The sequence below is a fragment of the Ercella succinigenes genome (genome assembly GCF_900002895.1).
In genome coordinates this window covers 1-24114 of the sequence record NZ_CDHP01000042.1, presented here as the reverse complement: position 1 = coordinate 24114, position 24114 = coordinate 1, and the positions used below count along the sequence as shown (strand labels likewise).

17 protein-coding genes and 1 pseudogene are annotated in these 24114 nt (G+C 39.0%); 1 reads left to right on the top strand and 17 read right to left on the bottom strand.

Annotated features, from left to right (window positions below):
* Window positions 1–37: 37 nt before the first annotated feature.
* From AC0KSB_RS10015 to uvrB, 6 genes are all read right to left on the bottom strand, one after another.
* Entirely contained in the window at window positions 38–2515 is a 2478-nt protein-coding gene (locus tag AC0KSB_RS10015; protein ID WP_472308838.1) for an endonuclease MutS2, read from the bottom strand.
* A 3-nt stretch (window positions 2516–2518) separates the two neighbouring features.
* Window positions 2519–3070 (bottom strand): CDP-alcohol phosphatidyltransferase family protein, encoded by a 552-nt coding sequence (locus AC0KSB_RS10010; protein ID WP_472308836.1) that lies wholly within the window; start codon window positions 3068–3070, stop codon window positions 2519–2521.
* A 95-nt stretch (window positions 3071–3165) separates the two neighbouring features.
* A complete protein-coding gene (pfkA, locus tag AC0KSB_RS10005; protein ID WP_472308834.1) occupies window positions 3166–4146 on the bottom strand; it encodes a 6-phosphofructokinase in 981 nt (326 codons plus the stop codon).
* 99 nt (window positions 4147–4245) lie between these two features.
* A complete protein-coding gene (locus tag AC0KSB_RS10000) occupies window positions 4246–7962 on the bottom strand; it encodes a DNA polymerase III subunit alpha (RefSeq protein ID WP_472308832.1) in 3717 nt (1238 codons plus the stop codon).
* Window positions 7959–9698, bottom strand: coding sequence for a phospho-sugar mutase (locus AC0KSB_RS09995; RefSeq protein ID WP_472308831.1), 1740 nt, complete (start codon window positions 9696–9698; stop codon window positions 7959–7961). Before AC0KSB_RS09995 ends, AC0KSB_RS10000 begins: the two co-directional genes overlap by 4 nt.
* 86 nt (window positions 9699–9784) lie before the next feature.
* Window positions 9785–11794 carry an excinuclease ABC subunit UvrB gene (gene uvrB, locus AC0KSB_RS09990; protein ID WP_472308829.1) on the bottom strand — a complete coding sequence of 670 codons (2010 nt, stop codon included), beginning with the start codon at window positions 11792–11794 and terminating at the stop codon, window positions 9785–9787.
* Between the two features lie 216 nt (window positions 11795–12010).
* On the opposite strand from uvrB, the gene AC0KSB_RS09985 reads away from it, so the two are divergent.
* Entirely contained in the window at window positions 12011–13084 is a 1074-nt protein-coding gene (locus tag AC0KSB_RS09985) for a branched-chain amino acid aminotransferase (protein WP_472308827.1), read from the top strand.
* Window positions 13085–13217: 133 nt separating this feature from the next.
* Here AC0KSB_RS09985 and AC0KSB_RS09980 read toward each other — a convergent pair whose 3' ends face one another.
* The 11 genes and pseudogenes from AC0KSB_RS09980 to AC0KSB_RS09930 all read right to left on the bottom strand — a co-directional run bounded on the left by AC0KSB_RS09980 (window position 13218) and on the right by AC0KSB_RS09930 (window position 24015).
* Window positions 13218–13697 (bottom strand): ATPase, encoded by a 480-nt coding sequence (locus AC0KSB_RS09980; protein WP_472308825.1) that lies wholly within the window; start codon window positions 13695–13697, stop codon window positions 13218–13220.
* Window positions 13698–13730: 33 nt separating this feature from the next.
* The gene (gene coaD, locus AC0KSB_RS09975) at window positions 13731–14210 is read right to left on the bottom strand and encodes a pantetheine-phosphate adenylyltransferase (protein ID WP_472308823.1); all 480 of its coding nucleotides are present in this window, start codon (window positions 14208–14210) and stop codon (window positions 13731–13733) included.
* Window positions 14211–14247: 37 nt separating this feature from the next.
* Entirely contained in the window at window positions 14248–14805 is a 558-nt protein-coding gene (rsmD, locus tag AC0KSB_RS09970; protein WP_472308821.1) for a 16S rRNA (guanine(966)-N(2))-methyltransferase RsmD, read from the bottom strand.
* A 68-nt stretch (window positions 14806–14873) separates the two neighbouring features.
* Complete coding sequence (gene recG, locus AC0KSB_RS09965; protein WP_472308819.1) at window positions 14874–16961, bottom strand: ATP-dependent DNA helicase RecG; 2088 nt, start codon at window positions 16959–16961, stop codon at window positions 14874–14876.
* Window positions 16948–17628, bottom strand: a complete 681-nt coding sequence (gene nth, locus AC0KSB_RS09960) for an endonuclease III (protein ID WP_472308817.1) — start codon at window positions 17626–17628, stop codon at window positions 16948–16950. The genes recG and nth overlap by 14 nt, the downstream gene beginning before the upstream one ends.
* Window positions 17625–18908: a S1C family serine protease gene (locus AC0KSB_RS09955; protein ID WP_472308815.1), complete on the bottom strand. Its 1284-nt coding sequence runs from the start codon at window positions 18906–18908 to the stop codon at window positions 17625–17627. The genes nth and AC0KSB_RS09955 overlap by 4 nt, the downstream gene beginning before the upstream one ends.
* Before the next feature lie 134 nt (window positions 18909–19042).
* Window positions 19043–20575 carry a sensor histidine kinase gene (locus tag AC0KSB_RS09950; RefSeq protein WP_472308813.1) on the bottom strand — a complete coding sequence of 511 codons (1533 nt, stop codon included), beginning with the start codon at window positions 20573–20575 and terminating at the stop codon, window positions 19043–19045.
* A gap of 13 nt (window positions 20576–20588) precedes the next feature.
* Window positions 20589–21290, bottom strand: coding sequence for a response regulator (locus AC0KSB_RS09945; protein WP_472309010.1), 702 nt, complete (start codon window positions 21288–21290; stop codon window positions 20589–20591).
* 67 nt (window positions 21291–21357) lie between these two features.
* On the bottom strand, window positions 21358–21813 hold the full coding sequence (gene nrdR / locus AC0KSB_RS09940; protein ID WP_472308811.1) for a transcriptional regulator NrdR: 456 nt from the start codon (window positions 21811–21813) through the stop codon (window positions 21358–21360).
* A gap of 492 nt (window positions 21814–22305) precedes the next feature.
* Window positions 22306–23421: pseudogene (ftsZ, locus tag AC0KSB_RS09935) on the bottom strand (cell division protein FtsZ); the annotation flags it as partial.
* Window positions 23422–23625: 204 nt separating this feature from the next.
* Window positions 23626–24015, bottom strand: a complete 390-nt coding sequence (locus AC0KSB_RS09930) for a small basic family protein (RefSeq protein WP_472308809.1) — start codon at window positions 24013–24015, stop codon at window positions 23626–23628.
* Window positions 24016–24114: the final 99 nt, after the last annotated feature.

Below are 24114 nucleotides of genomic sequence, written 5' to 3'. Positions count from 1 at the left end.
AGTGGTGGCAGTGGTAATAATTATTACATAGTTGAATTTATTTTAGCTCAACTATAGTTACACCACTGTCACCTTCACCAAAGGCAGCAAGTTGAAAGTTTTTAACTCTGCTGTCTTTTTTCATCATCTGGTGAACAGCAGTCCTTAAAGCACCTGTTCCTTTACCATGTACAACTCTTAACTGATGCAGACCTGATAATACAGCCTGATCCAAAAACTGATCAAGATTACTTCTTGCCTCATCGACAGTCTGTCCCAGTAATTTAATTTCAGTAGTCTGATTTAACTTGGTATTCATGGTCAGACTATTGTCATTATTTCCAGAAGATTGTGCCTTTCTTCTGGCAGCCCGGTTTTGGCCTGCCTGAATTTGATTACTGTGAAATCTATCTGTATTTTTACCAAAGCTGTCTTGCTTCTGATCATTTTCTTTTTCAGGCAATCTCAGAGCATTAGCAGATACGCTGACTTTCATAGAGCCCTGTTGCAAAACAACCTGTCCTCGAGAGTCAGGAGCTTCCACCAGTTTGCCGGTAATTCCAAGATGCGGAGCAAAATAAGTCTCGCCTACTTTAATTAAATCAGCCGGCAAAGGTTTACCGGAATAATTGAGAGTTGCTGAACCTATCTGCTTTTCAATCAGACTTAGACCGCTTCTCAGATTCTGCCTGGTTCTGGAAGTCATATGATGCTGCTGTCTGGCATCTTGTTTTTTCATTTTTTGTTTTAGATCTTTTAACTGAGACTGAATATCCTGCTCGGCTTCCTGATACAATTCTCTGGCATCTTCCCTGGCCTGTTGCAGCAATTCTCTTTTTTTCTTTTTGAACTCTTCTTTTTCCGCACGCAACTGATCTCTTAGTTGTTTTGCTTCCTGATTCAACCGTCTGGACTCATCTTTAAGACGATCTGCTTCTGATCTGCTTTTTTCAATTGATTGTACAAGATCTTCGAATTTCATTCCTTCTTCCGATATTAATGAAACAGCTTGATCTATTATCCGGGGCATTAACCCAAGTTTTCTGGAAATTGCAAAAGCATTACTAACTCCAGGCACACCAATAAGCAGTTTATAAGTTGGTCTTAAAGTTTCTGTGTCGAATTCACAGCATGCATTTTCTACATCAGGCGTGTGAATAGCGTACCCTTTTAGTTCTTTATAATGTGTTGTTGCCACAGTCAGGCATCCTTGCAGGTGAAGATAATTCAGTATTGATATAGCCAGTGCAGCGCCTTCCGAAGGATCTGTGCCAGAGCCAAGTTCGTCAACAAGTACCAGTGTTCCCGGACGGGCGTTTTCAGTAATTTTTATTATTTGACGAAGATGCGAGGAAAAAGTACTTAGATCTTGTTCAATACTCTGCTCATCACCTATATCAGCTAATATCTGATCAAAAGAAGATATCTCTGAGTTTTCTTTTGCCGGCAGCTGTAATCCAGCCATTCCCATCAAACATAACAGTCCGCAAGTTTTGAGAGTTACAGTTTTACCACCTGTATTGGGTCCGGTTATAACCAGAGTATGAAAATCAATTCCCAGCTCAACATCGATCGGTACTACCCTGTCTGCAGGTATAAGTGGATGTCTGGCGGCTTTTAGCTTTATCTGTCCGTTCTTATTTATCTGTGGCGGCATGGCTTTCATTTTTATTGCAAGTTTGCCTTTAGCCATTGCAAAATCAAGCTCTGTCAATAATTGCAAATTTGTTAAAATAATATCGGAATTTTCGGCTGTAAGATCAGAGAGTTCCTTCAATATTTTTTCTATCTCATCTCTTTCCTTACTCATCAGTTCTCTGATTTTATTATTCATTTCAACTACTGCCATAGGCTCAATAAAAAGAGTTGCACCACTTGAAGAAGTGTCATGAACAATGCCCGTTATATCACCTCTATGATCGGCTTTGACAGGCACAACATATCTGTCTCCTCTTAAAGTAACAAGCTGATCCTGTAAAGAGTGAGCATGTTTACGAATAATTCTCGCCAGATGATCTTTTACATCCTGCTGGGTATCTTTTATTCGTCGTCTTATATTGAATAAATCAGTAGTTGCCTTGTCATGAATTTCTTCCTCACCGGCAATACATTCTTCCAGCCTGTCCAATAACGGGCGAAGCGGAACCAGAAGACTTATTTTGTCATAAATCACAAAAGGAAAATCTTCTTTTTCTTTTAATGCACTATCCTCTGGCATTTGAGCACGTACACGTTTAACCGCTCGTAAAAAAGCTGCTATTCGCATAAGTTCAGCGCAGTTTAGTATTGAACCTGTCATAGATCTTTTTACCGAAGGTTTTATATCACTGATGCCAGATAAAGGCAAAACACCTTGTTCAAAAATAACTTTTACAGCATGATCTGTTTCCTGCTGTCTGCTAAGAATAACTTCATATTCAGACACAGGTTGTAAATCTGTACAAAGCCTCCTGCCCGGCTCGGTTTGAGCTAAAGAAGAAAGCTCCTGCATTATTTTGTCGTATTCAAGAGTTGTTAAAGTTTTTTTATCAATCATTTTTTAACTTTCTTTTTTTGAAATCACTCGTACATAAGAAATTCCATACATTATGTACGCAAAAACCGACCAGCCCATCGGCAATAAAAAAATCAAGCCTGACAGCCATAGCTGATCACCAGGTATCCAAAATAATGCGGAGAATGCCAGTACAAAAAGAACTGTAGTTACTTTTCCATACCATTTAGCATATACAACCATCTCTTTTTGCCTATAAAGCACAGCACTGCCGGCTACCATCATTAATTCACGTGCCGCCAGAACAAGCGGCACCCATAATGGCAGTCTGCCAATGAGAAACATCATCACTGCCAGAGTTAACTGAAATATTTTATCGACCAAAGGATCGAATAATTTACCAAAATCAGTCATCTGATTAAAGCGCCTTGCAATATATCCGTCAAGCATATCTGTAAGCCAGATAGCCAGAAATATGACAAAGGAAAGTATCAGATACTCTTCTCCTGCCATAATAAACCATGCCATAACCGGAATAGCAAAAAATCGCAGCAATGTTAGTATATTGGGAATTGTTGGCTCAAATTTCAGCTTCATGGGACTATTTTGACATATAGATTTAATGAAAGCAAGTAAAAGATTGCTCTATACTTATCTTGCATATATCAAAGCTAATTTACAGCCGAAATAGATCAGATAGAAAGTATTTTTGCTCTGTCCAGCTCTTCCTGACTGATAGTCTTTTTTGCCTGTAGAGCTTCTTCTATATCTATATCGATTATCTCACCATTTTTATAAGCAACAACTCTGTTATAACAACCTTTGTGCAAACATTCTACCGCATGTATGCCCATAAGACTGGCCATCTGACGATCGCGAACAGTCGGACTGCCACCACGTTGCAAATGTCCCAATATGGTTGGTCTTGACTCGATGCCGGTTGAAGCCTCTATTCTCTGAGCTATGTCGGTAGCATTTCCTGAGCCTTCTGCAACTATAACAATGTAATGACGTTTTCCCTGATTTCTTCCTTGGAGCATAACTTTAACCACATCACGGTCAAAATCACTTTCTCTTTCAGGTATAAGCACAACCTCCGCGCCTGTTGAAATACCAACATTCAATGCTATATAACCAGCTTTTCTGCCCATAACCTCAATAACACTGCAGCGCTCATGCGATGAAGCAGTGTCACGAAGTTTATCAATGGCCTCCATAGCTGTATTCATAGCAGTATCATAGCCTATTGTGTAGTCAGAGCATGAAATATCATTATCGATAGTTCCGGGAATACCAATAACAGGCAAACCTTTGCGCGCTAAATCAAGAGCACCTCTAAAAGTACCGTCTCCACCAATAGTTACAACTGCATCAAGATTAAAGACACGTGACATTTCTATTGCTTTGTCGACACCTTCAGGTGTATTAAAGGTTTTACTGCGGGCAGTCATCAGAAAAGTACCGCCTCTTTGCAAAGTTTCGGAAACAGACCTGCCATTGAGCTCTTCAATATCACCTCTCCATAAACCATGATATCCTCTGCGGACACCAAATACTCTGTAGCCAAAATAAATGCCGCTGCGGACAACAGATCTGATAGTGGCATTCATTCCAGGTGCATCTCCACCACTTGTAAGTACTGCTATATTACGAATAATTTTTGTTTCGCTCATATAAATGCTCCTTATTATATTATTAATTTTGCCAGAAATTATTTCTACAAACATATTCAGACAAAAAAATTTGCATGCTTATTTTGTACACTTACAATATTATAACAGTCCTATGTTTTTTGCGCCATATCTGCAAGCTAACTCTTGTAATATATCATTATCAGGCTTTATCCAACATTCTACGGGCAAATCAATCAGACGATTTTCTTTAGCCAGAAAAACTTTTACAGGCTGGCTGCCATTAAAATATTTTAACATTGATATTAAACGATCATAACCATCATCATTATATTCGCCGCCATATCTTATAATTAATGGTCTAAAAGTGATCTTACTGTTGTTATCAAACTGTTTTTCACCAGAAGATTTGAAATTATTGGATAAAGTTCCTGCATTTTCACTTTTAGCATTATCTGAATCTGTCTTTTTATTGTTTTGAGGTTTATTATAACGGTAATGATTAAAAACCGAAGGTAAATCAAGCTGATCAGGATTAAGATCCGCTATATGCTCTGCTATAAGTTTGGGAATATCATCTTCTCTTACACTTAAACGACCAGCTAATATTACTACATTTCCTTCCTGCAAACTTTTTACGGCAGACTGATATAATTTGGGAAAAACAATTACTTCAAAAGAACCGTATAAATCTTCAATCTGGACAAAACTCATAATGTCATTATTTCTGGTCATTTTATTACGGCAAGCTGTAACAATACCTGCCATAATTACTTTTGCTTCATCTTTGACAACAACATGTTCATTTAGTTTATCTGCTATTTCTTCATCTATATTTTCTGTTAACCCAAAGGCACTGCTGTCCATAGTAACAAATTTATCAAGAACCTGGTAAAAAGAGTCCAAAGGATGACCGGTTACATATAATCCAAGCATTTCCTTTTCCATTGCCAGAAGTTCCATATGTGCAAACTCATCCAGGTCAGGATATAAAGGCTCTACATCTGTTTGTAAAGATTCTTCCTCAGATATTTCAAACAAACTAAGCTGTCCTTCCATTCTGCTTTTTTTGGCTGATGCAAGCTGCGCAAGATATGATTCTGAAACAGCCATCATTTTTACTCTTGGTATTCCAAAACAATCCAGTGCCGATGATCTGATCAGGCTTTCAACCATTTTTCTGTTAAGGTCGGTTTCGCTAAGACGTCTTAACAAATCACCGTAGCTGGTAAACTCACCATCATTATTGCGCAGCTTGATTAGTTGTTCTATCGCTGCAGTTCCTACATTCTTAATTGCAGCAAGAGAAAATCTGATACCGCTATTTTCCGGTTTAAAGCGAGAAGAGCTATTATTGATATCAGGTGGCAAAACCTTTATATTCATTTTGCGGCAAGCTCTGACATAATGTGCTGCCTGTGAAAGATTCCCTAGATAACTGTTCATCATGGCAGCCATAAATTCTACAGGATAATAGAATTTGAGCCAGGCGGTGTAATAGGCAACTACTGCGTAAGCTGCTGCATGAGACTTATTGAAAGCATAGCCTGCAAAAGCCATTACATCTTCAAATATTTTTTCCGCAACCGGCAGAGAAACCCCTCTTGCCACAGCTCCTGCTACAGGTCTTCCTTTTTCATCTTCACCGCCATGCAAAAACAATTGTTTATATTTTGCCAGTTCCGCAGGCTTTTTCTTTGACATAGCCCTTCTGACATTATCTGACTGACCCATTGAGAAACCTGCCAGATCTCTTACAATCTGCATAACCTGTTCCTGATAGACTATACATCCATATGTAACATTTAAAATCGGCTCCAGCAAAGGATGATCATAACGTATTTTGCCAGGATCATGTCTTGCAGCTACATATCGGGGAATCTGCTCCATTGGACCTGGCCGATAAAGAGAAATACCGGCAATTACATCTTCCAGAGATTCTGGCTTTAATTCTTTCATAAAAGCTGTCATGCCTGGACTTTCCAACTGGAAAACAGCCTCTGTGCTTCCTTCACTGATCATAGCATAGACAGCTGAATCTTCCATATTTATATGATCATAATCTATTTTCTCTCCTCTTTGAGTCAAAACAAGATCTGCGGTTTCACGCATTACTGTTAATGTACGCAAACCGAGGAAATCAAATTTGAGCAAACCTATTTTCTCAATATTATTTTTGGCAAACTGAACCACAATTGCATCTTCATTTTTTGATAAAGGCGCAAGTTCGGTTAATGGCTGGCTAGAAATAACAACACCTGCAGCATGTGTTGATGCATGTCTGGGCATACCTTCAAATTTCATCGCCAGATCAAGAATTTTTTTGGTTACTTGATTTGTTTCATAATCACTGCGTAGTTCAGGATTTGCTTTCATTGCAGACGGTAAAGTGATACCCAGGGTTGTAGGTACCATGCGTGCTACACGGTCTGTCTCCGCATATGAAACATCTAAAGCCCTTCCCACATCTCTGATACAGGCTCTTGCAGCAAGAGTACCGAAAGTAATTACCTGTGCAACATGATCGTTGCCATATTTTTCTGTTACATAATTTATGACTTCAGGTCGTCTTTCATAACAAAAATCTATATCGAAATCGGGCATGCTGACTCTTTCTGCATTTAGAAAACGTTCGAATATCAATTGGTATTTGAGTGGATCAATATCAGTTATCCGCAAACACCAGGCAGCAAGTGAGCCTGCTCCTGAACCACGACCGGGACCAACCATTATTCCATTATCTCGGGCAAATCTTATAAAGTCCCAGACGATCAGATAATAATCCGTATATCCCATACTGTTGATAACTGACAATTCATACTCCAAACGCCGCTCATACTCAGCTCTGGGGAGATCATGCCCTGCAGATAACAGTCGTTCATCAAGCCCTTCAAAACATCTTTCCAATAAATAGTCCTCATGGCCTTTGCCATCAGGAACATCAAATTCCGGCAGATGAATTTGATCAAAACGGAATTTCAGATTACAACGTTCAGCTATTTTTACAGTATTTTCCAGAGCTTCCGGCACATTAGAAAAAGCAGCCAGCATTTCTTCTTTTGATTTAAGATAAAATTGATCAGATGACATACGCATGCGATCAGGGTCGCTCATTCTTTTTCCGGTTTGCATGCAAAGCAGAACCTCATGAGCCTGTGCATCTTCTTTTGTCAGATAATGACAATCATTTGTCGCAACAAGAGGAATATCTGTTTCCTTACTAAGTTTGATTAAGGCACTATTAACAAGGTTTTGTTCAGGTATACCATTATCCTGCAGTTCAAGATAAAAATTATCTTTGCCAAAAAGATTGGAATAAAACAAGGCAAGTTCTTTAGCTTTATCTATTTGCCCGGAAAGAACTGCCTGGGGTATCTCGCCCCCAAGACAGGCAGAAAGTGCAATAATGCCTTCATGATATTGACTTAAAAGATCATGATCTATACGTGGACGGTAATAAAAGCCTTCTATATATCCGGTAGAAACCAGTTTCATCAAATTCCTGTAACCCTGATCATTACTTGCAAGTAAAACCAGATGTGCAGGTTCTTTATCTGTACCGGCTTCCTTATCAGTATGCTTTCTCGGCGCAACATAAACTTCACAGCCTATTAATGGTTTTATACCGTTTTCCAGCATTTCTGTGTAAAAATCAACGGCTCCGAACAAAGCTCCATGATCGGTAATAGCACAGGCTTTCATGCCGTACTCTTTAAGCCTATGCGGCAAATCACGTAGTCTTATGGCTCCGTCAAGCAAACTGTATTCCGTATGCAAGTGCAGATGCACAAAATCAGAAACCTTTGCAGCATCTGTTTTGGCCTTATCTAAATCATTATTAATAACTTTTTCGGTCATAAGTATTGATGTATAACCTCTTTTACCTTATTTTCGAGCTTGGCAAGCTCAGATGAACATTGTTCAGGATTTTCGGAATATATGCCATAATATATCTTTATTTTAGGTTCTGTGCCGGAAGGCCTGATACAAAACCAGTCTATACCACCAAGCTCATATAATAAAACATCAGCTTGGGGGAAATCCAAAGGTTTAACAGACTTATCTGACATTTTGAGGATTGTGCCATCAGAAAAATCAAGAATATTTTCAATATTGATATCAGTCATACCCTCTGTTTTGTTAGCGCGAAGAGAAATCATTGCACTCTTGATTTTTTCCAGGCCAACTTTACCTTCAAGAGTTATTGAAACTGTTTTCTCAGCCGCATAACCAAATCTACTATACAAATCCTGCAAAAGATCATAGATTGTTTTTCCCTGTTCAGCAGCAACAGCTGCCATTTCTCCTATCAGCATACTTGCAACCACAGCATCTTTATCTCTGACATCGGTTCCTGCAAGATAACCAAAGCTCTCTTCAAAGCCAAACTGAAAATAACAATCGCCGTACTCATCCTTATTCTTAATCATCTCGCCGATATATTTAAAACCGGTTAAAACTTCGTATGCATCTACTCCATAAGCAGCAGCTACTTTTCTACTTAATCTGGTTGAAACAATACTATTAACAACAAAAGATTTTGCCGGCAGTTTATTTGTCTTGGCTTTACCAGAAAGAATATAGTCCATTAGGAGCAAACCAATCTGATTACCGGTCAAAACCTGATAATTCCCGCTGCTGTCTCTTACACAAAGACCTGTGCGGTCAGCATCAGGATCTGTCGCTATAACAAGATCAGCATTCTCTTTGGCAGCAAGATCAATCGCAAGCTTAAGGGCATCACGCTCTTCAGGATTCGGATATGATACAGTCGGGAAATCTGGATCCGGCAGTTCCTGTTCGGGAACAACTATGACATTTTCAAAACCTATACTCTTTAATATTCTTCTTACAGGCTTATTTCCAGACCCATGCAGCGGAGTGAATACTATTTTTAATTTACTTTGGCGTTTAACCACATCAGGCTGTACCGACAAAGACATTAGCATATCATTATACGCCTTATCGAGATCTTCACCTACATCCTGCCACAGTCCACTTTCCCTGGCGGCAGATTCATCATGAATATCAAGCAAAGAAGGCAGGTCTTTGTTCTGTTCCATATTGCGGCTGATAATATCTGCCGCTTCAGGAGGCATTTGTCCTCCGTCTTCGCCATATGCCTTAAATCCGTTATACTTAGCCGGATTATGGCTTGCAGTTATCATTACTCCGCCAAAAGCTTTATAATGTCTGATGGCAAAAGAAAGCAGCGGCACCGGCCTTAATTCATCTGATAAAAACACCTTAACTCCGTGAGAAGTAAAAATTCTTGCTGTAAGCAAAGCAAATTCCGGAGAATATCTTCTGGAATCATAGGAAATTACAATGCCACGCTCACATGCAGCTTTACCTTCTGCCACAACATATCTGGCAAAAGCATCTGCCGCACTTGCCACGGTATATTTATTCATTCTGTTAGTACCAGCACCCAAAATCCCACGCAATCCTGCTGTGCCAAATACCAGATTAGTATAAAATCTATCTTCAATTTCCGCCGACTGCTCAGATATTGAACTGAGTTCCGCGATTGTTTGCTGATCAAAGGCATCATTTACCAGCCATTGTCCGTATATATCTGTTGCTCTTGACATATTTTTTCCTCCTGATCAATATAACTTTTGCTGTATTATTCTCGTTATTATAAATCGATGTATTTTAGAAAAAATTATAACATAGTTCAGTGTTCAACGTTTAATCTTCCTTTTACCTCTATTAAAATATCTCTAAGTCTGGCGGCTTCTTCAAAAGCCAGTTTTGCAGAAGCGGCTTTCATATCTTTTTCAAGCTGCTGAGCCAGCTTTTTCAACTCTTTTTCCTTCATTGAATCCAGTCGGTTTTCAAGAACATCATCGACAAACGTATTGTCCAGACCCTCTTCTTCTGCTACTTCAGCGATTGTATCAATAACATCCCTGACATCTTTTTTGATACTACGGGGAGTAATATTATTTTGCTTATTATATTCCTGCTGACGGCTTCTTCTTCTGTTTGTCTCCTCGATAGCCTTGTGCATTGACTCAGTGACTTCATCAGCATACATAATTACATGGCCATTTACATTTCTGGCTGCACGTCCGATCATCTGTATTAAAGATGTGGTTGAACGCAGGAAACCTTCCTTATCAGCATCAATTATGGCTATCATTGATACCTCCGGCAAATCAAGACCTTCACGCAGCAAATTTATTCCCACCAGAACATCGAACTGACCCTGGCGTAATGATCTTAGAATTTTTAGACGTTCAACCGTCGATATATCCGAATGCAGATACTGAACACGTATACCCTCCTCTTTTAAAAAGGAAGTTAAATCCTCTGCCATCTTTTTGGTCAAAGTAAGAACGAGAGTTCTCTCTCCCCTGGCTGTTACTTTTGCTATTTCTGCCAGTAAATCTTCTATTTGATTATCTACAGGTCTTATCGATACTTCAGGGTCAATAAGTCCTGTAGGTCTGATTATTTGTTCAACAACCTGCCCGGTATGCTCAGCTTCATATTTAGAAGGTGTAGCACTGACAAAAAGAGTTTGCCCCATCCTTTGTTCAAATTCCGAAAAATCAAGAGGCCGGTTATCAAGTGCTGAGGGCAGACGAAATCCATATTCTACCAGAGATTGCTTACGTGATCTGTCGCCGTTATACATAGCTCCTATCTGCGGAACAGTAACATGCGATTCATCTATCATCAAAAGATAATCATCCGGGAAAAAATCTATCAAGGTAAAAGGAGCCTCTCCTTCTTTACGTTCTGCAAGATGTCGTGAATAATTCTCTATTCCTTTACAGAAACCTGTTTCTCTTAGCATTTCAAGATCATATCTCGTTCTTTGCTCTAATCTGTAGGCCTCAACCAGTTTTCCTTGACTACGCAAAAGCTCCAGGCGCTCCTCAAGCTCCTGCTCTATCAAAATTGAAGCCTGCCTCATCTTTGCCTGTGTAGTAGCATAATGAGTTGCTGGAAAGATTGATGCGTACTGTCTTACAGCTCTTACTTTTCCCGTTATATAATCTATTTCCGACACTTTTTCGATCTCATCACCAAAAAAACTTACTCTTGTTATCAGGTTTTCAGACGATGCCGGGAATATATCCAAGGTATCTCCTCTGACTCTGAAACAGCCACGTTTGGTTTCAAAATCATTTCTGCTGTACTGAATATTCACAAGCTCTTCAATAACTGCGTCTCTGTCTTTGCGCATGCCTGGCCGCAGCGAAACCATTAAACTCTGATAATCCTCCGGATCACCAAGACCATATATACATGAAACAGATGCTACTACAATAACATCTCTGCGTTCGAGCAAGGATGAGGTTGCGGAATGTCTAAGCCTGTCAATTTCATCGTTTATTGATGAATCTTTCTCTATATAGGTATCAGTAGTTGGTATATAAGCTTCCGGTTGATAATAATCATAATAACTAACAAAATATTCAACAGCGTTGTCTGGGAAAAATGACATAAATTCAGCACATAACTGTCCTGCAAGTGTTTTATTATGTGCAATAATCAAAGTTGGTCTTTGCAGTCTTTCTATAATATTTGCCATTGTAAAGGTTTTACCAGAGCCGGTTACTCCTAATAAAGTCTGAGCTGCAAGACCATCTCCAAAACCGGAAACAAGTTTATCAATAGCCTGTGGCTGATCACCTTGAGGCTTCATTTCTGTTTTCATTTTAAACTGATTCATATACCACCTCAAAAATATAAATAATTAATTTCACAATAGAGCGGATCATTTTCCAACTTCCAATTTTAAAAGCAAAAATATGTTCTTTTGATTATATCATAAAAAGATTGATTATTTACATTAATACAGCCCTATATAACAGCTTTTCTTGATTGTATCAGCACAAAGTATTATAATGCTAAATTAATCTTCAAAAGAAAGAATGGGGGAAATTTCATGTATCCAGCAATTCCGTTTACCAGAAACAGCAACCCAAAATCAAAACCAGCGGCAGATGCAAATATGGGCTTCGGTCAGCTTTTTTCAGATCACATGTTTATTATGGATTATGAAGAAGGTAAAGGTTGGATTGATGCACGCATAGTACCATATGCTCCTATTTCATTAGAACCTTCTGCAATGGTTCTGCATTATGGTCAGGCAATTTTTGAAGGCCTCAAAGCATATAAAAATGCTGAAGGCAAAGTACAGCTTTTCCGCCCACGCTTAAACTTCGAAAGAGTAAATCAATCAAATGCTCGTATGGTTATACCACCGGTTGATCCTGATTTTTGCGTTTATGCTTTAAAAGAACTGTTAAAAATAGAACAGGATTGGGTACCTTCGGCTGCAGGAACTTCACTTTATATCAGACCATTCATTATTGCAACCGATCCATTCCTGGGAGTAAGACCAGCTTATAAGTACAGCTTTATGATAATTCTGTCTCCCTCAGGAGCCTATTACCCACAGGGATTAAATCCAGTTGATATTTACGTAGAAGACGAATATGTACGTGCTGTAAAAGGCGGAACAGGATTCGCTAAAACTCCTGGAAATTATGCAGCCAGTCTAATTGCTCAAGCTAACGCGTATAAGAGTGGATATGTTCAGGTTCTCTGGCTTGACGGTGTTCATAGACGTTATGTTGAAGAAGTCGGCTCAATGAATGTATTTTTTGTTATAAACGGCAAGCTGATCACACCCTCATTAAATGGTAGTATTTTACCAGGCATAACCAGACGCACAGTACTTGAACTGGCCAAAAAACTAGGCTATGAAACAGAGGAAAGACAATTAGCTATTGATGAACTGGCAGAACTTTATAAAAAAGGACAAGTCAGCGAGGTTTTCGGTTCTGGTACAGCTGCTGTTATCTCTCCTGTTGGCAAATTGAAATATGAAGATATGATAATGGTATTTAATAACGGTAAAATTGGGGAAGTCAGTCAGAAAATATATGATATCATCACAGGTGTTCAATACGGTCAATTACCTGATGATTATGGCTGGATTGAGTATCTTGACTAATACTTGCCTGATACAAACCCTTGCCAGATAATTATTATTTGCCAAAATATAATTAATAAAAGTCCGGTTTACTTACCTTTTTCAGGCAAAAGAAATCGGACTTTTTTTATTGATTTATATCTTTGAAAAAATTTTATTTTAGTTGCTTTTTATTACGCTGTACAGTAACCAGAAGCTCAGTTAGCTCTTCTTCTACATTATTCAATAACCCTCGGGCATATTCCATAGCACCAGATCTAATCTGATGGCTATCACGATCTGCTGCTTCCATCATCTGGGCAGCCTGCTGACGTGCCTGTTGCGTTATTTCATGCTCATCTACCATTCTTGCCATTCTTGATTCTGTTTCACGCATAATACTTTCAGCTTCTTTTCTCGCCTCCGCTATTAATTGCTTGTTTTGCTGCAGCAGCCATCTGGCCTGCTTTAGTTCTGCAGGCAACCCCTCCCGCAGCATACTAAGCAGCAAAAGCATTTCTTCACGATCAACCATATAATTATCAGAAAAAGGTACTGAGCGTGCCGTACTAACAATCTCTTCCAATCTTGCAAGCAAAGCGTCTATATCATTATCCTGACCTTTATTAACCGATTTGCCATCATACATCGGCATAAAAACCTCCATTTATCATCCAAATATTCTGATCTATGATTTAAGTTTTTTTACTATTTTATCCTTTGTTTCAGCAGGAACCATATTGGAAATATCGCCTCCGTAAGATGCAACTTCCTTAACAATCGTCGAACTGGTAAAAGCCAGATCTATCCGACAAGGCAGCAAAAAAGTTTCATATTCCGGCAAAAGCAATTTATTTGCAGCAGCTATTTCGGCTTCAAATCTAAAATCCGATTCACTTCTTAAGCCTCTTACAACTGCACTTGCACCTGATTGCCGATAAAGATCTACCAGCAGTCCATCAAAAGAGAGAACTTCAAGATTGCTTATATCCTTCAAAGACAGCTTTGCCATTTCAGTTCTTTCTTTAACATTAAAAGCAGGTCTTTTACCTTTATTTGTTAAAACGGCTACAATCAGCTTATCACAAATACTGGCAGCCCTACGGGCAATATCAACATGTCCATTTGTAAAAGGATCAAATGTACCAGGATAAATAAAGATTCTCAAAGCATGCCCTCCAGTTATATTTTATCAGAAAAAATATTTATTCTTCTAATTGATAAAATGATAGCATTGCAGAACCATACTGGCAACGTCTGAAGCATTTCAATTTTGTAACAACCTCAGGTAGCTGTTGTCTACTGTCATGTTCCAGAATAATCCAGCCGTTTTCAGCTATAAGATCAGAAAGAAGTACACTTATTTTCATAAAATCTTTTTCAGCCTGATCCCAAGGAGGATCAATATAGATCAAATCAAATTTTAACTGCTTTGTCAGCAAGTTTTTTAATTGCGGACTAACAGAACCACGCATTACAAAGGTCTGTTCTGTAAGTCCCGTTTTTTCTATATTTGTTTTTATGCAATCAAGGCTGTATCTGTTTTGCTCAATCATGTAGGCTTTTGCAGCACCTCTGCTTAGCGCCTCCAAAGCAATCTGCCCAGAGCCTGAATAAAGATCGAGAAATACCGCATCTGAAATTACAGGTGCAAGAATAGAAAATAGGGCTTCCTTTACTTTATCTGCAGTAGGTCTGGTTTTATCCCCTTTAGGCGTAACTAAATGTGTTCCTCTGGCCTTGCCTGATATAATTCTTGGCATTGTCTGCTCCTGTCATTGTTAAACTTAATTTGAATAATAGCACATTCCAACAAAAATTTTAGAGAATGCTATAAAGCCAGATCAGGAAAAGCATCTCCATATCTGTTCTGAAGTACCTCTATCATTATTTGATGCTCTGGTTTTTCAAGATTTGGATCTTTTTGAAATAAATCATCCAAACTTTTGGCAACAGCAGCAATTATATCACGATCACGATATAAATTGGCCAGCTTAAATACGGGCAACCCGTGCTGTCTGGTTCCAAAAAAATCTCCCGGACCTCTAAGTTCAAGATCTTTCTCGGCAATCAAAAAACCATCCTGGCTATGGCAAAGTGTTTTTAACCGTTCTCTAGCAAGACTCTCTTGACTGTCGCTCATCAGAACACAAATTGATCTGTGTCCGCCCCTTCCTATTCTTCCTCTCAACTGATGTAATTGAGCAAGTCCGAAACGTTCCGCATTTTCAATCACCATCATAGCAGCATTTGGCTGGTCAACTCCCACTTCAATAACCGTGGTACTCACTAATATCTGACATTCACCATCGTAGAAAGACTGCATCACAGAGTCTTTTTGCGCAGCTTTAAGACCACCATGTATCAATCCTACTTTATACTCAGCAAAATCATTTTGCGAAAGCTGATTATAAAGAGCGGTTGCCGATGTCAAATCAGAATCTGTCGCTTCTTCAATCATCGGACACACTATATAAACCTGACGCCCTTGATCTACCATTTTTCGAATAAGATCATTAACTCTTTTACGGTCTTTGCTAGCTGCAGTATATGTTTCTATGGGCTTTCTGCCTGCCGGCAATTCGTCTATTACAGATATGTCAAGATCTCCATAAAGAATAAGACCCAAAGTTCTGGGAATGGGAGTAGCTGACATTACAAGAGTATGTGGAACAAGATTATCCGTCTTTGATAATTTCGATCTTTGTTTAACACCAAACCTATGTTGTTCATCCGTAATAGTAAGCATAAGATTATCAAAAACTACTTTATCCTCTAATAAGGCATGTGTGCCTACAACTATCCTGCAAGCTCCGTTTTTAATTTTTTCCAGAATTATTTTACGTCTGGAAGCAGTGGTTTGGCCTGTCAGAAGTTCAATTTCCATATCAGTATTTTTAAAAAACTCTGCCAGAGAATTATAATGCTGATTTGCTAAAACAGAAGTTGGAGCCATCATAACAGCCTGCCCGCCAACTAAGGCACAAGCATACATAGCAAGTGCGGCTATAACAGTTTTTCCAGAACCTACATCTCCTTGTACCAGCCTGTTCATAGGCCTGCTGTTTGACATATCCAGAAAAATTTCTTTAACTGTACGTTTTTGAGCGGAAGTCAATGCAAAAGGCAATGTTGAAATTATTCGCTTTATTTCAGTCTTTTTTTCTTCATTTATTTCTACCGGCTTACTTACTCTTTGCAGCAAACGTTGCTGTCTTAGAATTCTAAGGCCACCCTGTACAAGAAACAATTCCTCAAAAGCCAGTCTATAACGTGATAATTCTGCTTCTTCCAGAGAAGTAGGCTGATGTATCTTGTTAAAAGCAAAGTCAACAGCGCAAAGTTTATTATCTTTTCTTATCCATGCAGGTATAGGTTCTGGTACTGAACCTATCATGGAAGGTAAAACAGATTGTATCCATTGTCGTATCATAGTCTGGCTAAGGCCTTCAGTTAATGGATATACCGGTTTAAGCTGAGGTAAATCAGACGATTCTTCATATGGTTCAAAAATAGGATTCTGAACAGAAAAAAATCGACCATCTCTTTTAATTCTGCCTCTGAATCTATAAAGATTATTTTTTTCAAGTTTTTGCAACAGCCATGGCTGATTAAACCAGACAGCTGATATAGCCATACCATCTGCCTTTAATACAGTTTTCTGAATAGTCAGACGACCTTTTTTTGTACTGACAGCATTTTGAGATACTATTGCGATAAAAGTCTGTTCCTGTCCATCTATTAACTGATCAAGAGATTCAACTGGTTTCCAGTCTTCAAAATCCCTTGGAAACCAGGATATAAGATCATACCAGGTTAGTATGCCTAAACGTCTAAGCTGAACCGCCCTTTTACTGGAAATGCCTTTAATCGCAGTAACAGGGGTATCCCCAAGACCGCCACTATTAATGCTGCTCATTTTTTCTTCCCTTAGCTGTCCTACCATCATCAATCACAGCCGTGTTATACGCACACAAATCACCGACCGGACAAATGTGACATTGTTTTTGTCTTGCTTTGCAGATATTGCGTCCATGTGCCACCATAAGATGACCCCACGCAGTCCACCATTCTGATGGTAGTAATTTTATCAGATCTTTTTCTATTTTTTCTGGTTCTTTATGCGTAGTCAAGCCTAAAAGATTAGTAATGCGGGCACAGTGAGTATCCACCACTACCGCCGGGATAGCAAAACTTTCGCCCAAAATAAGATTAGCAATTTTCCTGCCAATGCCGGGAAGTTTCAGTAATTCTTCCATTTTGTCAGGAACTTGTCCATTATGCTCTTGAATTAATACCTTACAACAGGCAATTATAGCACGAGCTTTATTACGAAAAAGTCCGCATGTCCTGATATCAGATTCCATTTCTTCTTGTTTTGCCAAAGCAAAAGCTTCTAAATCAGGATATTTGACAAAAAGCTTTTCGGTAACGATATTTACACGCTCATCGGTACATTGAGCAGCCAGAATAGCAGCAATCAAAAGTTGCCAATGATTGCTAAACTGTAAAGTACAATCTGCGTCGGGGTAATATTCTTTTAAAGTTTTTACAATATTCAAGGCTCTTTGTTTGTCAGATGTCAACGCTGATACTCCTGCAAATAAACTTTTAACTGATGATACTGTCCATCACTTTGTCTATATACTTCAATGTCGACCAGTGCCCCGATAGCCTGACTTTGTAAAAATATAGTCAGACTCTCATGAGTTTCAACATCATTTTCATTTATTTTAGTGATTATATCACCTTTACGCAAGTCGGCCGTATATGCAGGGCTGTCCTGAATGACACTACTGACATAAAGACCATCGGGAAATCTATAAAGATTCTGAAGTTCCAAAAAATTGGTTTCCTGTAAAACAGTCACACCAAGCCAAGCTCTGCCGGAAACATATCCCTGTGTAACAAGATTTTTTGTAACTTGTTGAACTACTTCTATAGGCAGGGCATATCCCATGACATCACTGATATCACGATTCAAACTGCAATTCGATAAACCAATAACTTCGCCATCAAGATTAAGAATGGGGCCACCTGAACAGCTTTGGCTAATATGTGCGTCAGTTTGGATCATACTGACACTTGTACCGTCTTCAAGCAGCATTTCTCTGTTAACCGCTGTCACAATACCACTGCTTAAACCTCCGGTCTGAGCAAGCATATCAGGATATCCCATAGATAGTATCATCTGTCCTACCCTAACCTCTGCTTTATCAGCCATATATGCAGGTTGAAAAGAAGCAGCTGTGGGATCGACACTCAGCACAGACAGACCTGTTAAAGCATCATTACCAATCAGAGATGCCTGTAAAGGCTCGGGATGGTTAGTCAGGTATATCTCAATTGAAGAATTACTTTTAAGACTGCCGTTACGATCAAGAGCAATCGACAAGGTTCCTGTATTGGTAACCAGAATACCATCTGTACTCATTACTAAAGCAGAACCGCTATTGCTTCTGGCATTTGTCGTAGTTGTCGCATTAACTTTAACTGAAACCCCGGCAACAGACAAAGATACATTTTCATAGATATTCGCAATCTGATCCTGAACCTGCCATAAAGATAATTGATCTACTGCCGGATGAGACTCAGAAGTCTCTGTTTGTGTTTCTCTGGTAGTTGTCACGGTTGGAGTAGTTGATGTTGCTGCCAAAGTTACGCGTGTGGTAGGTTTCTGTGTTGTAACTGCCGAAAGAGAACCTGTTGTTTCGGAAGTATCGGTAGCAGTTGTGCCCGACTCCCAAATAAGACTTTGACGAAAATAACCTCTAATAAAGAAAACAGCAGTAAGAAAAGATGCCGCCACAGCGGAAACCAGACATAACGCCACCAATCCAAAAAGCCATCTTGTTTTTACTTTCACGTATGAACCTCCCTTTTCTTTATCCGTAACGCTAATTAAGACGATTACAGATAAACGGAACAATCTACATTTTACGCAATATTCATGAATGGATTATGAACATTTATCTTCATACTAGTGAAATTAACCAAAAATCATGGTGTTGAAAGGGTAAAGGAAAAGCGTGCACCTCCAAGTTCACTTCTGGTTGCATGTATTCTTTGCCCATGCGCAGTTAAAATAGCACGGCTTATATAAAGCCCCAAACCTGAGCCTTTGGCAGTACGTGATTTATCAACCATGTAAAAACGATCAAAAACATATGCAATTTCTTCTTCCGGAATTCCCGGACCGCTATCTTCAATAATTACCTCAATTTCCCGATTACGGGAAGTACGTCTGGTAGTAAGCGCAATTACTCCATCTACCGGTGTAAACTTTATGGCATTAGACAAAATATTATAGACAACCCGGCTTATGGCCTCTCGATCACCGGTTACCATCAGACGACCTTGATCTTCCTCTATAAATTCTGTTTGAACTCCCAGTTTCTTTTCAAGAAGCAATGATTCAAGCCCTATTACATCTTCCTTTATCAATTCATTAATATCAAAAACAGATTGATGAAGTCCACTTCCGCTTTCCAGCAAGGCAGCTTCAAAAATTGTTTCAACCAGACTTTGCAGTCTTAAAACTTCCTGTTTGACTATTTCAAGATAATGTATATATTTTTCAGGAGGTATTGTTCCATCTATCATACCCTCGACAAAACCTTTTATTGAAGTGACAGGAGTTCTTAAATCATGAGAGACACTAGACATAAAATCTTTGCGGTCGCGTTCCTGATTTTCTAGTTTTGCTATCATTGTATTCATTGTATTTACAAGAACAGTCAGATCATCTGTTACAAGGGCATCGTGCTCAGGGTCTTCGAAAGCTGTTGCTCCGGCTTTATCATTTATTCCAGGAAGAACAACTCTGACAGACAGATCCCCACGATATACTCTGTCTGCAGCCTGTGAAAGTAACTTAATAGGCTTAGTTATATTTTTCGACAATATATAGATAAAAATCATTGCAACCAAAAACGCTACAACAAAAGAGATAACAAGGCTGTTTGTCATAAGAAAGCTGTTAATGGTTCTGCCGGATAAAACCCTGTGAATTTGAATTTCACCAGCATATGCACCTGTAGCCGAAGAGATCGGCCAAGCAGCACTTATCCACCTGGATGAACCCTTGAGCAGACCTTTATAATCTCCTATTTCAGTTATTCCTGTCTGCCCACTGTTTAATGTGCCAAGATAATTTGCGGACAGTCTATAATAACCCGATTCCGTAATTTCCATTCTTTCTGCTGCCTGTGTAGGAATTCCTGTCTGCATTATGATATCACCGGAAGAATTAACTACCCAAACTACAGAACCGGTTGATCTGGCAGTAAAATTTATGTAACTGCGAACAGAACTGTCAGTTATCTCGCCGGTTACCGCCTCCATAGCACCCCCGACAACAGATGCAATAGCCTGACTGCTACCTAGAAGCTGATCAGCCTGCTGGCGTTGATTAGTTACAGAAATGATTCCATAGTACACTACACCCAGAATTACGAATACAACAAGAATAGATAATGTTAAAAGCATTATCGTTCTGGCATAGAGAGAATGAATCAGGCGCGTTTTTCTCATAATTCAGATTTACTCAGACTGTAGTTTCAAATTTATAGCCAACTCCCCAGACAGTTTTTATCTGCCAGGCAAGATGTTCTCCTGCATCATCAAGTTTTTCCCTGATGCGCTTTATATGAACATCAACTGTTCTGGATTCACCATAAAAATCAAAGCCCCATATATTCTCCAGCAATTGTTCTCTGGTAAAAACTCTGTTTGGATGACTTGCAAGGAAAAAAAGAAGCTCCAGTTCTTTTGGCGGCATTTCTATCTCAACCTGATTAACCATTACAGAATATCTTGATTTATCTACAATCAGGCCAGGATGAACTATTGAGTCATCAGACGCTTCATTACTATTTTGTGATTTTATTTCCATTGATCCATCTGATCTTCTCAAAACAGCCTTAACTCTGGCAAGAAGCTCTTTAGGTTCAAAAGGTTTTTGGACATAATCATCAGCTCCAAGTTCAAGACCTACCACTTTATCAAGAGTATCCCCACGGGCAGTAAGCATCAGAACAGGTACTTCAGACACTCTTCTGATTTCTCTCAAAACATCATAGCCATCTTTGCCCGGAAGCATAAGATCAAGTATAACAACATCTGGTCTGGATTGTACAAAAGTATCAAAAGCAGTTTCACCATCAAGACAAGTAATTACAGCAAACCCGTCTTTGTCAAAATAAAGTCTCAACAGTTCACTGATATTGGGATCATCATCTACTATCATTGCCTTTTTAATCTCAAACACCCCCTATATAATATTGCTGGTTCAAAACAAACCAAGCATCACAGTTTTATTTTTTTTTCAACATATCATTAAGTTCCTGCAAAAATGAATTTACATCTTTGAACTGGCGATATACAGAAGCAAATCTTACATAAGCAACTTCATCTAATTCTTTAAGCAGTTCCATAACCATTTCACCAATTTCTACAGAAGAAATCTCACGCCTTAGAGAATTTTGAATTTGCAATTCAACAGTGTCGGCCAGTTTTTCAATCTGAACTGTTGAAACAGGTCTTTTTTCACAACTTTTTAACAGTCCTGAAATCAATTTATCTCTATCATAGGGCTGCCTGGTTCCATCTTTTTTAATAACAAGCAAAGGAAGATTTTCTATTTTCTCATAAGTGGTAAACCGCTTGCTGCAAGAAATACATTCTCTGCGCCTGCGTATAGCTGATCCTTCATCTGCCGGACGTGAGTCTATGACACGATCTTCATCATGTCCACAAAACGGACAACGCAAAACAATACCTCCTGCCTGCCGATCAGACTTCCTGCAAGTAAACCGGCCAGTATATTATGTCAAACAAAATCCTCAATTGTCATTATCCTGCAAAAACCAGGGCAAAATTCTACCTGAACGCCCTTTATCCGTTTTTGAATTTTCTTTGCTTCTTGTACCTGATTCAGGACGTAAAGAGGAAGAATTGCTTTCAGACTTTCTTTTTAAAACAGAGTCAGGTCTTTCATCAAACGGTTCCTGATCAGAAGGATAAGATTTTATCCCTTCTGTTTCTTTAGCTTTATTCTGGTTTTGAATTCCTGGTATAGAAATCTGTTCTCTCGAATCAGAAAAATTATCAGATTTAGAATCCAAAACTGTTTTTTCTGTTATATCGTTTTTGCCTGAATGAGAAAAACCGCCTGAAGAACCTACCTGATGAAAGCCATTATCCTTTGGTTTTTCAGTTTTCTGTTCGGTCAAATCAGTCTGGCTGATATCACTTTTACCTGATAAAAATCCTGGAATTTCCGATTTGCCTTCCTTTTCACCATTTCTGGTATTCATGCCAGCCTGATATGGTTTTACAACAGGAGAAGAATTGGCAAAAGGAGATGAGAAAACAGGAGCTTCATTTTGCTGTTCCTGTTCACTATCACGTTTTCTTGCAGGTGAACCGTCACGGTCAAAACCGCTTGCTATAACTGTAATCATTATTTCGTCCTGCAGATTCTCATCAATTACAGCACCAAAAATAATATCAGCATCAGGTGATACTGCGTCTCTTACCACAGAAGCAGCATCATCCACTTCCCTGATGCGCATATCACGTCCACCAGTGAAATTAATTATTACACCACAAGCACCATCAATTGTAGTGTCTAATAAAGGACTATTAATAGCCTGTCGAATTGCCGCAGCTGCACGTCCTTCACCGGATGCTCTGCCTATTCCCATATGACACACACCGGCTTCAGTCATCACTCTGCGCACATCAGCCAGGTCAAGATTAATCAGACCGGGAACTGCTACAAGGTCAGAAATTCCTGATACCCCATATTTCAGAACCTGGTCTGCCATAGTAAAAGCTTCATCAACCGTTGTATCATCAGATGCAATTTCAAGCAGCTTATCATTTGGAACAACAATCAAAGAATCAACATATTTCTCGAGTTCACGAATACCTCTTTCTGCATTTTGCATTCTACGTGAACCCTCAAATCTAAATGGCCTTGTAACAACGCCTACCGTCAATATTCCAAGCTCGCGAGCTATCTGCGCAACAACAGGCGCACCACCTGTGCCGGTACCGCCGCCCATACCTGCTGTGATAAACAGCATATCGGTGCCGCTGATAAGTTGTGATATCTCGTCCTTAGATTCATCGGCTGCTTTTTCACCTATTTCAGGATTAGCACCTGCTCCAAGACCTCTTGTTATTTTCTCACCTATTTGGATTCTATTGCTGGCCTTCGTTCTGAGCAAGGCCTGATTATCTGTATTGACTGTTATAAATTCTATTCCCTGCACATCACCTTCGATCATACGGTCAACAGCATTGCAGCCCCCTCCGCCGATTCCAATTACTTTGATAGTCGCGAAATGGTCATTATCCATACCAAAACCCATTTTATAGTCAACCAAAAGAACATCCCCTCTCAGACAATTTATTTTTATTTACATCAGCTTTTTATAAATATTGACAAGCCATTACATAACATAAAAATAGCCTGATTCGCTGATATGTTATATGCATTTTGCCATATTGTTATAATTTTACACTAACTGTTGCCGTCATACAATAATTACTCTGGTAAAACCCTCATTACACAACTATTCATCTGTTTTAATCTTGGTTTCTGTAACCATGTTCGATTTGCTCTTTTTATTATCCTCCACCCTTTCCAGCAAAAGTCTGCGAATAGTAGAAAAATTGATGAATATGCGGTTACCGAAAGCAAAAACAGCAGCAAGACTAAGTTGAATATTCAACTGATCGCCAAGTGCAGCAAGCAAAACAGCAATTGCACTGTTGCCGATAAAACCACTGACAAATAATTTTGTATTATACTGATTTTTTAAATTTGCCGTTATTGCACCTACTACAGAATCAATCGCTGCAAGTATACCAACTGCAACATATGATGAAAAGGCGGGTGGAATATCAATATTCCACAACAGCCCTATTATCAAACCCAGTATTAACCCAATAAGTGGAAACATCTGTGGACACCATACCTTTTTATTATTTTACAAGCATTATATTAATTATGTCTTTATTATTCTATCATTTATCTAATATAAATACATATTATTGAATAT